12 protein-coding genes and 1 riboswitch are annotated in these 12,240 nt (G+C 36.7%); of the genes, 5 read left to right on the top strand and 7 right to left on the bottom strand.

What is annotated here, in order from left to right:
• Positions 1-248 precede the first annotated feature (248 nt).
• On the top strand, positions 249-1,256 hold the full coding sequence (mreBH, locus tag OR571_RS08335; RefSeq protein ID WP_282242361.1) for a rod-share determining protein MreBH: 1,008 nt from the start codon (positions 249-251) through the stop codon (positions 1,254-1,256).
• A gap of 76 nt (positions 1,257-1,332) precedes the next feature.
• Positions 1,333-1,902: a beta-class carbonic anhydrase gene (locus tag OR571_RS08330; RefSeq protein ID WP_282242360.1), complete on the top strand. Its 570-nt coding sequence runs from the start codon at positions 1,333-1,335 to the stop codon at positions 1,900-1,902.
• Positions 1,903-2,082: 180 nt separating this feature from the next.
• Here the strand turns inward: OR571_RS08330 and OR571_RS08325 are convergent, their stop codons facing one another.
• Positions 2,083-2,628 (bottom strand): GNAT family N-acetyltransferase, encoded by a 546-nt coding sequence (locus OR571_RS08325; RefSeq protein WP_282242359.1) that lies wholly within the window; start codon positions 2,626-2,628, stop codon positions 2,083-2,085.
• Between the two features lie 7 nt (positions 2,629-2,635).
• Entirely contained in the window at positions 2,636-4,438 is a 1,803-nt protein-coding gene (locus tag OR571_RS08320) for a M3 family oligoendopeptidase (protein WP_282242358.1), read from the bottom strand.
• 157 nt (positions 4,439-4,595) lie between these two features.
• Here OR571_RS08320 and OR571_RS08315 point away from each other — a divergent pair, with 157 nt between their 5' ends.
• On the top strand, positions 4,596-5,324 hold the full coding sequence (locus OR571_RS08315; protein WP_282242357.1) for a tryptophan-rich sensory protein: 729 nt from the start codon (positions 4,596-4,598) through the stop codon (positions 5,322-5,324).
• 23 nt (positions 5,325-5,347) lie between these two features.
• Here the strand turns inward: OR571_RS08315 and map are convergent, their stop codons facing one another.
• Together map and thiT are read right to left on the bottom strand one after the other, a co-directional pair.
• Positions 5,348-6,097, bottom strand: a complete 750-nt coding sequence (gene map, locus OR571_RS08310; RefSeq protein WP_282242356.1) for a type I methionyl aminopeptidase — start codon at positions 6,095-6,097, stop codon at positions 5,348-5,350.
• Between the two features lie 47 nt (positions 6,098-6,144).
• Positions 6,145-6,726 carry an energy-coupled thiamine transporter ThiT gene (thiT, locus tag OR571_RS08305; protein WP_282242355.1) on the bottom strand — a complete coding sequence of 194 codons (582 nt, stop codon included), beginning with the start codon at positions 6,724-6,726 and terminating at the stop codon, positions 6,145-6,147.
• A 62-nt stretch (positions 6,727-6,788) separates the two neighbouring features.
• Positions 6,789-6,880, bottom strand: a riboswitch (TPP riboswitch).
• Between the two features lie 106 nt (positions 6,881-6,986).
• Here thiT and OR571_RS08300 point away from each other — a divergent pair.
• A complete protein-coding gene (locus OR571_RS08300) occupies positions 6,987-8,054 on the top strand; it encodes a M20 family metallopeptidase (protein ID WP_282242354.1) in 1,068 nt (355 codons plus the stop codon).
• A gap of 50 nt (positions 8,055-8,104) precedes the next feature.
• Complete coding sequence (locus OR571_RS08295; protein WP_481900373.1) at positions 8,105-8,431, top strand: magnetosome magnetite crystal formation protein family; 327 nt, start codon at positions 8,105-8,107, stop codon at positions 8,429-8,431.
• Positions 8,432-8,628: 197 nt separating this feature from the next.
• Here the strand turns inward: OR571_RS08295 and OR571_RS08290 are convergent, their stop codons facing one another.
• Genes OR571_RS08290 through OR571_RS08280 form a run of 3 tightly spaced genes read right to left on the bottom strand, consistent with a single transcriptional unit; the run spans position 8,629 to position 11,897 of the window.
• Positions 8,629-9,498, bottom strand: coding sequence for an SGNH/GDSL hydrolase family protein (locus OR571_RS08290; protein WP_282242352.1), 870 nt, complete (start codon positions 9,496-9,498; stop codon positions 8,629-8,631).
• A gap of 15 nt (positions 9,499-9,513) precedes the next feature.
• Complete coding sequence (locus OR571_RS08285; RefSeq protein ID WP_282242351.1) at positions 9,514-10,743, bottom strand: aminopeptidase; 1,230 nt, start codon at positions 10,741-10,743, stop codon at positions 9,514-9,516.
• 2 nt (positions 10,744-10,745) lie between these two features.
• A complete protein-coding gene (locus OR571_RS08280) occupies positions 10,746-11,897 on the bottom strand; it encodes a DEAD/DEAH box helicase (protein ID WP_282242350.1) in 1,152 nt (383 codons plus the stop codon).
• Positions 11,898-12,240: the final 343 nt, after the last annotated feature.

The following is a 12,240-nucleotide window of genomic DNA, read 5'->3' as shown; positions in this document are numbered from 1 at the left end:
CCTTTCATTTTCGTAACAATAGTGTTTCAAATTTATGACTAAGTAGTACTATTATATCAATATAACAAAACCTTTTAATCTTATATAACCATTTCCTAATGAAATATACGTAAACTTCCAACATATAACATATGGCAAACCTATAATTATCTATTATACTTACTAAGTATCTAGAATGCGACGCATGCCCCTGAAGGCTTGCATAGGCACTTACACTTATAATGTACGATTGGATTGGAGGAACAAAAATGTTTTCAAACGCACATATTGGAATAGATTTAGGAACAGCAAATACATTAGTTTATACAAAAAACAAAGGCTTAATCATAGATGAACCAACTATTGTAGCAATTAATACAAAGACAAAAGAAATAGTAGCTTTCGGTGAAGAAGCAAAAAAAATGGTAGGTAAAACACCTATTTCCATCGAAGTAGTTCGCCCGTTAAAAGATGGTGTCATCGCGGACTTTGATACTACGACTCAGCTACTAAAATTAATTATGCAAAAGGCTAGTAAAAAGTTAGGCACTGCACTAAGAAAACCGACTGTCATTGTTTGTACTCCTTCTGGCGCAACTTCGGTAGAGCGTAGAGCAATTCAAGATGCTGTACGTCAAAGCGGTGCAAAAGAAGTACAACTTATGGAAGAACCTGTAGCTGCAGCAATCGGGGCTGGTCTTCCTGTAAACGAACCTGTTGCGAGTATGATTGTTGATATTGGTGGAGGTACGACGGAAGTTGGTATTATATCGTTTGGTGGCGTAGTAGCTTCTAACACAGTTAAATCAGCAGGTGATCGAATGGATGAAGCGATTATCCATTTTGTTCGAAAAGAATATAATGTCATCATTGGAGAACCAACTGCTGAAAATATTAAGAAAACAATTGGTCATGCATTAGTCCCACATACTGTGGAACAGATGGATGTGCGCGGAAGAGATCTTGTGACTGGTTTGCCTAAAACAATTCATCTTTCTTCTACACAAATTCAAGGAGTTTTAAAGGAATCTCTTGAAATTATTTTAGAAGTAGTCCGTGCAACGCTTGAAATTATCCCACCTGAACTTTCAGGAGATATCGTAGATCATGGAGTAGTACTTACAGGTGGCGGTGCCCTATTAAAAGATATGAAAGAATGGCTTTCAAGTGTTATTGAAGTTCCTGTTCATCTTGCACCTGAACCGCTACAATCAGTAGCCATTGGAACAGGAAAATCTTACTTCATGTCTGAGCGCAAACAAAAAGTAGCAAAATAGATTCGAGACAAATTCCAAGCAATCCCTTTTAATTTCATATAAAATAAAAGAATATTATTATCAAAGGGGTAAGAATATGTCACAGTTAAATGAAATTTTAGCTTTCAATAAATCTTTTGTAGAAAACGAACTATACACACCCTATGTAACGACGAAATTTCCAGATAAACGAATGGTCATTTTAACATGTATGGATACCAGACTTACAGAAATGCTTTACAAATCAATGAACATTAAAAATGGTGATGTCAAAATAGTAAAGAGTGCCGGCGCCGTTATTAATCATCCGTTTGGCGGTATTATGAGAAGCTTGATTGTCGCTGTTTATGAACTTCAAGCGGATGAAATTTTTGTCGTTGGCCATCATGATTGTGGTATGAGTGCAATTCAACCAGATAAATTAGTAGAAAAAATGATTGAAAGAGGCGTAGATTCACAAACTTTCGATGTATTAAAATACTCTGGTGTTAATATGGATAAATGGTTAGAAGGCTTTTCTGACGTGGAAGAAAGTGTTTTACATAGTGTGGAATTGATCAGAAACCATCCGCTCATTCTACCAAGCATTCCTGTGCATGGTCTGATTATTGACCCTACTACTGGACGTTTAGACTTAGTTACAGATGGTTCAATCGACAAGAATTAAATTATTTCCCGGGAAATCGACAGAACAAAAGCGCAAGCGCCTATGTCTGCCCCACGGGGAATCGCTAGTAGAAAGTAATCCCCAAGTCATAATTTTATAATTTCTAAAAGCAATTAAAAAGCCGGTTGTTCAGAAATGAAACAACCGGCTTTTTATTTTTCTATAAAGACTCTTCCCCTTTCAATGCTCTTCACTAAGTGAAGCGTACATATAATGATCTTCCCATTTACCGTTAATAAACAAAAGCTTTCGTAGCAATCCTTCGCGCAAAAACTCATTTTTTTCTAACACTCTAATAGAACCAACATTTCTAGGAGATACATATGCCTCTATGCGATTTAAATGGACATGTTCAAATCCAAAAGATTTGACGATATGTACTGCCTCCGATGCTATCCCTTTCCCAACAAATTGTTCATCAATAGAATAACCAATTAGTCCACTTGAAAAGGGCATTCTTTTTAAGCTATATAATGAGATATGACCTATCATTCTATCCGTATGATGTTCGAAGATGCCAAAACCAAATTCTCTTTTTTCTTGCATCAACAGCAGGGATTCTCTAATTTTCTCTCTTTGAACGGTAGTAGTGTAATAGTCGTCTCGGTGCAGAGGTTCATAAACGGACCAATAATATTTGTTTCGATAGACAAGATCTGCTAAACTCGGTGCATCTTTTATACTTAACGTCTGTAGATAACAAGTATCCCCTTCTAAGTAAACCAAACTTTTTTCACCCTTTTGCATTAGTAAATTGAATAAATTCGTTCACATCTTGAATACAAAGGTTGATACCTTTAATCCAAAACCCTTCTTTCGTAATATCTTCTCCTAAATGCTTCATTGCTAAATCTTCCACTGTCATCACTGCCGTATCTTGAAGTAGAGAAATGTATTTCTCTTCGAAGCTAGATCCTTCTGTAATAGCTTTTGCATAGATACTTAAAGAAAATAGATACCCAAACGTATATGGGAAGTTATAAAAAGGTACATCTGTAATATAGAAATGTAATTTAGAAGCCCAGAAATGTGGATGAGTTGTTTCTAGCGCATCGCCATATGCTTCTTTCTGAGCGGCTTCCATCAAATCATTTAATCTTGTTGCAGAGACCATTCCCTTTTTACGTTCTTCATAGAATCTAGTTTCAAATAAATAGCGAGCATGGATATTCATAAAAAATGCTACACTACGTTGAATCTTATCTTCTAAAAGAGCGATTTTTTCTTCGTCTGTTTTCGCTTCTTTTACTGCAGCATCTGCAACAATCATTTCAGCGAATGTGGAAGCCGTCTCCGCTACTCCCATTGCATACTGACGATTCATCCAATGTACCGGTCTTAAAGCATATGAGTGAAAAGCATGTCCTAATTCATGAGCAAGCGTCGAAACATTGGACATAGATCCACTATACGTCATAAAAATACGTGACTCTTCTGAGACAGGCATCCCCGTACAAAAACCTCCTGGTCGTTTGTTCGGACGATCTTCCGCTTCTATCCATCCTTTTTCAAAAGCATTTCTAGAAAACGCTGCTAGTTTAGGTCCAAACTCTTTGAAATGCTTCAAGATAAATGCTGCGCCTTGTTGAAAGTCCATTTTTTCAGTAGAAGCGCTAACTGGTGCATCCAGGTCATACCAATGCATTCTTTTTTCGCCTAGCATAGCCGATTTTCTCTGTAAATATTCAACAAAAGGTGCTTTGTTTTTGGAAATAGCTCCCCACATTGCATCCAGTGTTTCTTGTTTCATGCGATTGATTTGCAACGGTTCTTGTAAAACGGAATCCCAGCCTCTTTTTTCATATACAGCAAGTCTAAAGCCAGCTATATGGTTTAGCGTTTTTGCAAAAAAGTCTTCTTTCTCTGTCCAAGCAGTTTCTAACGCATTAAATGATTCTTTACGAATAGCAGCGTCCTCGTGTGAGCTTAAATTATTCGCTTGTCCAACAGATAACACTTTTTCCACTCCATCTAATGTTAACTTGATGCGAATATCACCTACAGACATATCGTATAGTTGACCCCAAGCATGATATCCATCAACGCTTAGATTTGTGATCATATCTTCTTCTTTTTCAGATAGCATTAGCTTTGCTTCGTTTCTCCATTCGTTTAATACAAATGCAAATGTTGAAAGTTCGTTTGTTTGAAGCAAATCTTGCCATACTGTCTCTTCTGTTTGTCCAATCTTTTGCTGGATGGTAAGCATGGAGGAGGATAGTTTAGCATATAGCATTCCTACTTCCCCTTCTAATAATGCCGCTTGTTTATCTGTTGTGTCTTGAGCTTGGAAGCAACCGATTACTGCCCCAGCTTCTGATAAATTCACTGCAATATCCTTCAACTTGTCAATTGTATGTACAATTTTGTTTACATCTTGGAGGGATGATGGTGTATAAAAGCCTTTCAGTTCCTCTTCAAAGGCTACCAATTTATTTTTCACTTCATCCAAATGCTTTCTAAGTGCCGTTGAATTACTTCCCCCTACAAAAAAAGTATCTAAATCCCATACAACTGAATAATTTTCTTCAATCATTTTAAATTTCCCCCTAAAGTGACAGTTTATTTAGAAATCTAGTATACCATGTTTTGAGCTACTCGATTATCCGGTTTTCGTCACATAATATTCATAATTGTAATTTGTCGAACGATTATTTCAAAGGTATACTTACTATAGAGAAGGAGGAGATCGAATGGTCAAAATAATCCTTTTGATTTTAAGCTTAATATCTACTATCACTGTACATATACTAGCAAATACGCTTCCTATAAACGGTCAAACAACTATAAGTATTTTAAATAGACTTCCCATATTTTTTACACCTGCTCACTATGTATTTTTCATTTGGTTCATCATCTATATATTATTGGCATGTTGGATTTGGAATAGTATTAAAGAGTATTCGGCTACGCGTCAACTCCCATTAAAACGAGTTCTACTCTTCGCCTTTACTTCTATTTTTCAAATAGCGTGGATTCTTTTTTGGCATTTTGAGCTGTTTCATTACGCATTAATTTCAATGTTTGCTTTACTTGGAACCTTATTTTCACTTTATATAACTTATCCAGTTCTACAACGAAATTGGATGAGTAGATTGCCTATTTCTATTTATTTTGGTTGGACTTTTATCATGACGTTTATCAACCTAGATTACCTTTTAACTTACTATGAATTCAGTGGTTTAGGAATTACAAAGTCATTATGGACAGTTATTTTCTTAACTATTGCCACAGCTATTGCCCTTCATTTCCGATATCATTTCGAAGATCAAGCGATAGTAATCGTTTTTATCTGGACTTTTTTAGGACTAGCCTGTCGTCATCTGTTTAACGAATTACTCATATCTACTGCTTCCATTTTTTTAAGCAGTGTGCTTATTGTAGGTATATTTTTCATCAAAAAAACGCCACCGAAGGAATGATTTCGGTTGGCGTTTTCCTTATTTTAATCTAATTTTGTTAACAAAATCGGTCCTTCTTTTGTAACTACAATTGTATGCTCGATTTGAGCTACTAATGATTTATCAGGTGTGATGAACGTCCACCCATCCCCAGATTCTACAATATGTTCTGCTTTTTCAGAGATAAACGGCTCTACCGCAAGTACCATACCTTCTTTTAAAATCGTTGGATCCCAAGCATCATAATAATTTAGTACATGCTGTGGTGCTTCATGAAGTGACTTTCCAATTCCATGTCCCGTTAAGTTCATAATTACATGTAAACCATTTTCCTTTGCTTCTCTAGCCACAGCTTTTCCGATTTGGTTTAGACGAGCACCTGTCTTTACTTTTAACATTGCACGGTTGAAAGCACTCTCTGCTACTGTACATAGTTTTTCTTTTTCTGAATAGCCTTCTCCCACAACGAATGAAATACCAGTGTCAGCAAAATATCCATCGCATGAGCCAGACACGTCAATATTGACCATGTCGCCTTCTTGAATGACACGTGATCCCGGAATTCCATGGGCAACTTCCTCATTTACACTAATGCAAGTATATCCCGGAAAATCATATTCACCTTTTGGTCCTGAAATGGCACCCGTTTCTGCAAACATTTTGCCTGCTATTTCGTCTAATTCCTTGGTTGTAACACCAGGTTTTGTTGCAGCCTGCATCGCATCACGTATTTCTGCTACAATGCGACCGATTTTTTTTAACGCTTCTAACTCTTCATTTGTTTGTACAATCATCTATATAAGATCCCTTCTCCATTAACTGTACAATAATCATATCATATTTATACTTTATTCGGCAGTAAAAGGCGTGGTGCTTTTACAAACATAACAGTACAAATAAATGCAGCGACTAAAAATACTGGGATCATATAAGTAGAGTTATAAATAATAGAGTATAAAATCGGATTTTGATCCCCAGCAAATTCGCTAAAAAATAGAAATCCAGATGTTACATGTGCTAAATAACGAAGGAATGCCGCGATAAACGTTCCAGCAATAACGGCTATAGCCATTTTCTTTGTGTCCTTGTTTTCCAACGCTCTTATAAATGCTGGTCTAAAGAAACCAGCGAATCCCGCCACCATAAACGCGATAAAATAATCGATCGCTACTTGTAAAACAACAATTTCAAAAGACAGCGGTGCTGGGTAAAAACGTCCAGTTACTACTTGCAACAAACCGATTAAAAATCCAGTAATAAGACCTGCTACAACTCCACGTCTGAAAGCAATTAAAATAACTGGTACTAGCACAAAAGTTACGGATCCACCCTGTGGCATGCCAAATCCAATCAGGTCTAATACATATCCTAAAGCTGCAAATATAGCTATTTCCACTAATAATAATACACGTTGATTTCTCATTGTACTCCCCTTTTTTCCCACAAAAAAACGACGCCCGGGATAGACCCAGACATCGCGCGATTGTCAGTTTCCATCCACATCCCTACGCAAGCTTGAACTTACAGGTTCGAAGGGTACAATCTCAGCCGCATAAGCGACGCCCCTTGTGGTTATGAATTATTTAGTTCGAGTTCATTGTAGCAGTGTAAAATAAGGAATGCAACCCCTCTTCCTTCATTGGTATACTTATAGAAATAATTGATAACGGAGGAGTTAATAAAATGATAGAGTTATTGAAAGATTTAATCCGTATTAAAAGTGATGATTTAGAAGGAGCGAACGAAGCTCTTTTATATTGTAAAACTTGGTTAGAAAAACGTGAGATTACACCAACAATATATGAACATGACGGTAAACTTATGCTGGTTGCAGAAATAGGTAGTGGAGATGATTGTATTATATGGAACGGACACGTCGATGTTGTCCCTGGGGAGCTAGAACAATTTATTCCTTATATTGAGGGTGACCTGTTATTTGGAAGAGGAGCTGCGGATATGAAAGCTGGCGTGGCTGCGATGATGCAAGCTTTCTACGAGCTTTCATTGGTTCCTCACAAGCTAACCCAAAAAGTGCAATTGCATATTGTAACAGACGAAGAAACAACGGGAGATATATCAAAGTATCTTGTCGATCATGGATTTAACGGAGATTTCGTCATTTGTGGTGAACCGACTCAATTACATATTGGATTGCAAGCGAAAGGAATTGTCCAACTAGATATCATTCTAAAAGGAAAATCAAGTCATGGAAGTCGTCCATGGGAAGGGATTAATGCGATTGAGCAAGCGTTCCTATTCGATCAGGAAATGCGTAAACTTTCTTTTTTAATAGCTAGTAATACATTTTATGATTATCCATCTTTAAACTTGGCAAAAATACATGCAGGTGAAAGATACAATGTAGTCCCGGACGAATGTATTATGTCCTATGATATTCGTTTTGTTCCCGGCCAACATGCAGAAGACATTATAAAGGAAATAAAATATATGACTAGCAGTCTCTACCCAAATAGCGAGGTCATAATTCATTCTACTGCACCTGCCGTTACGACAGAAGAAAACAATAAATATGTAAAAAAACTACAACAAGTAACTTCTACTTTATCCGCTCGCCCAACTAAGTTATTTGGTCAACATGGCTCTGCTGATACTCGATTTTATGCGGAAAAAGGTGCAGGGGCAATTGAGTTTGGACCAAGTGGTGCTGATTGGCATGGAGAAAAAGAATATGTTTTGATCTCATCTGTGGAGCGATTTAAAGAAATTTTAATTTCATTTATTTTGGCATAAATTGTTGTTTTCATAAGGAAAGGAGGTCCTGATAAGTGGTTAATAATAAAATGTTAAGTGCATTATCCTATTTTAGTGTATTATTTGCGCCATTCATTGTACCGATTATTGTCTTTTTTGTTTCACAGGATAAAGAAGTAAAACATCATGCAAAAAAGTCACTTCTTTCTCATATCATACCAGTTGTCCTTATGATTATTATATTTATTAGTATATTTGCAACTACGATCCCCTCCTCTACTTCGATGGTCATAATGTTTGAAAAACCATCCTTTTGGGCAACATTTGGGCCGTTGTTATTTATCATAATCTATATAATAGTTTATTTAATTGTTTTAATCTGGAATATTATACAAGGCATTAGAGTGTTAAGATAATGTTTATGATACGCTTATAATGGGAATATAGACAGCATAGAGAAAACCCAGGGAGAGATAATGATGAAAGTAAAAGCGCTCGTAAAAACTGCAATTAAATTAGCTCCAATCGTCTTACCGATTGTAAAAAAGGCAATACAAGCAAAAAAAACAACGAAATAATCAAAAGACTGTCTCCTTTTTCGGGAGACAGCTTTTTAAATGTATGGTTTTAATGTTGTTAATGATAGATAATTTTCGAAGCCTTCTATTCTGGAAACTGGTGATGTTACGGTTTCTTTTTGACTCTTTATAATTTCTTCAAATGAGAGAGGATTCGGATTTGGTAACTCGTTTGGTCGTACATGTAAGTTTTTATTATAATGTGCAAAGAACGCATTTCCCATTATCCGGTACCCTTCCATCGAAGGATGTACATCAGCCGGATTTGGAATAAGTTCTTTTGCTTGGGGTGCAAATGCTTCTTCTACGGATATATATATTGCACCATTACTTTCTGCTTGTGTTTTTAATATGGAATTCAATGTACTAAGTTCTTGTTGAACACCTTGCTTTTGCGATTCATGTACATGCGGATAAGCAAAATAATACCCTATTACATAAACTTTTGCTTTTGGAGCGGCTTTTTTTACTTCTTTTATAATTTCAACGATATTTTTTCGTACATTATTTAAGGCAAAATCAGCTGGAATTTGTTGATAGGAAAGTGACCCATTTGCTGGGTTTGCTTGCACCAGTCTTAGTAAATCATTTGCTCCTGCAGAAATTGTTACGAGCGTTGCATTTTTTAGTAATTCTTTTGCTTCCTCTGATTGCACGGTGGACAGGATGTCAGCCGTCGTATAGCCCGGGAAAGCGAGCCCTTTCGAATAAAAAGCAAGCTGACGTGAACGTTTCAATTCCTGCGCTATTAAATCTGCATAGCCAGCATCAATTTCCCTATTTGGCGTTTGCCCGGCCGCCAATGAATCACCTATCGCAATATACACTTCCGGACTTTTTGCTTCAACAGACGCAGCCGAAAAAGGAAGCAATAAAAAAACGATTATAACAAACCATTTCTTCATGCTTTGTTCCACTCCTTAAAATGCCCAAGTACCTTTATGGAAAATAGGCTCTATTGTTCCATCCTCTAATTCACCCATAATATCCATATCTGCGCTACCAATCATAAAATCTTCATGGACGATGGATGTATTAAGACCGATTTGTTCTAGCGCTTCATGGGATAAACCGCGAGCTCCCTCTACACATGTTGGATATGCCTCGCCAATCGCAAAATGATTCGATGCATTTTCATCGAATAATGTGTTGAAGAACAATACATTTGAAGCAGAAATAGGAGATTCATGCGGAACTAATGCAATTTCCCCTAAATACTTAGCTCCTTTATCAGTTTGTGTTAGTTCTTGTAAAAGTTCATTGCCAATTAATGCCTCTATTTTAGTAATGGCACCATTTTCAAATGTCAACGTAAAGTCGTCTACAATATTTCCTTGATATACGAGTGGTTTCTTATTTTTTACATACCCATTTACACCAGTTTTTAGTGGTGCTGTATACACTTCTTCTGTTGGAATATTCGCAATATAAGGAATACCTTGTGCATTTTTACTAGCCCCTGTTAGCCAAATATGATCTTTTGGCAACTCCACTTGAATGTCTGTTCCTTCCGCTTTATAATGGAGCTTTTTAAAACGTTTTACATTTAAAAGTGCAGCACGACTTTCCAAATTGTTAATATGCTCTTTCCATTTTTGGACCGCGGTACCTTCTCCAACTCTCACCACTTTGAAAATAAGATCCCATAGCGCTTCCATTTGGCGTTCCGATTCTAGCTCTGGAAATACTTTAGCAGCCCATTTTTCAGAAGGAATTGCAACAATCGACCAAGTAATCACATCATTCATCACTGCTTTTCGATAGTTTTCTAATGCTTTACCAGACGCCTTTTGAAAATTGGAAATTCGGTCAATTGACACTCCCTCCAACAAATCTGGATTGTCCGCATCTATCCATAATAATGCACCATTTTTTTCAATTAACTCGTCTCGCTGCATTGCTAACCATTTTGGATATTCATGAAATGCTTCGTCGGGAGCTAAATCATAAAATGCTCGTGCATTTACTTCATCGGTATAGTTTACATCTACTCGTTTTGCACCGGCTTCATACGCTTTTTTTACGATAAGCCTTGTAAATTCGATTGTATCTGTGGTTGTACCAATTAATAATGGCTGCCCCTCTTGAATATTTAAGCCAACTTTGACAACTAGCTCCGCGTATTCTTCTAGCTTTTGTTGGAAATTCATCTTTATTTCCCCTTTTTCTCTACAGTTTTAGAGTTTCCTTCTATTAATGCACCACGATGCCAGATTTTTTGAACCGGTTTGCTCGGTAGCTCTTTTGTCCATTTCTTATATGTTTTTTCATCTGAATAAGTTAATAAAGTTAATACTTCTCCATCTTTTCCTGCTCGACCTGTACGTCCAGAACGATGTAAATATTGTTCGATCGAATGCGGAACATCTACATGAATGACATGGGTTAAACCTGAAATATCGAGTCCACGTGCAGCCACATCTGTAGCTATTAAAATGCTTACTTTTCCATTTTTAAAATCATCCAATGCTTTTTTACGTTCTTCTTTTTTCATCTCCGAGTGAAGGGAAACAATTGGAGCATCCATATACAATAATTTAGAATCCTTCATGAGCAATTGGTCTAAGCTATTAACAAACGCGAGTCCTTTCATCCCTTTTATGTGTGAGAGTCTTCTTAAAAGATCTGTTTTATCCCTTGTCTCTGTTTTAACGAAACTATGGATTACTTCACCCTTCGCGGGAATCTCTTCTGCTGATACTTTAATACGTACTGGGTTATCCATCATTCTATCTGCTACTAACTCAATCTCATCTGTAATTGTTGCAGAAGTAACAACGAGTTGGCTTTCTACTGTTGCATCGATTAATCCTTTTACAGTAGTACGGTGTTCTCTGCTTAATAATTGGTCGCCCTCATCTAATACGATTGTTTTAATTTCGTGCATCTTTAATTTTTTCGTCTTTACAAGTTCTTGCAATCGTCCAGGTGTTCCTACGACAATCGTTGGCTTCTTTTTCAGTGTGTCTATTTGTCTTTGGATATTAGCTCCACCGATTAATTGCGCAACAGTTATGTCGGTACCTGTAATCCACTCACGAAAAACTTCAATAATTTGCATGCCAAGCTCTTGAGAAGGGACGATTACTAATGCTTGCACCTGCTTCTTCGTCGGGTCTACTTTCTCTAAAAGCGGAATAACATAAGCTAATGTTTTTCCTGTTCCTGTTGGAGATTCTGCTACTATATCTGAACCATCCAACATATGCGGGATTAGTTTGGTTTGTATTGGCATCTCAAATGCGAAATTTGCTTTCGCCCATTTTTCTTGTAATGTTTCATTTAAATTTTGTAAAAAAGTCAAGTTTTATTCCACCTCATCTATGTTTGATTCAAGTGTACCACACTTTTATTATCGGCAATTAGTGATTCGGAATTGAAAGAATTCACTAAAAAAGTATACGTGTGCTTTAAGTGTATTTAGTTTACCAATGTTATTTAAATGAGAGAGTTTCTAAGCATAGGATGTCCTATAGTAAAGTAATCGCTTTTTATGATTAGAGAGTGATGTCAATATATAAATACGCATTTGCACAACGTTTGCCAAAAACGAGTCACAGTCATCGTCGGCTCACTCCAAGTAAACTTGCTGTTTTAGGAATTGGTTACTTTCGTGCTGAATTGGTTTCTATCCGATTAGAAGTGAT

This window comes from Psychrobacillus sp. NEAU-3TGS (assembly GCF_029955155.1).
In the GTDB taxonomy this organism is placed as follows: domain Bacteria; phylum Bacillota; class Bacilli; order Bacillales_A; family Planococcaceae; genus Psychrobacillus.
The sequence above is the reverse complement of the archived record's forward strand: the minus strand, read 5'-3'. Positions and strand labels throughout refer to the sequence as shown.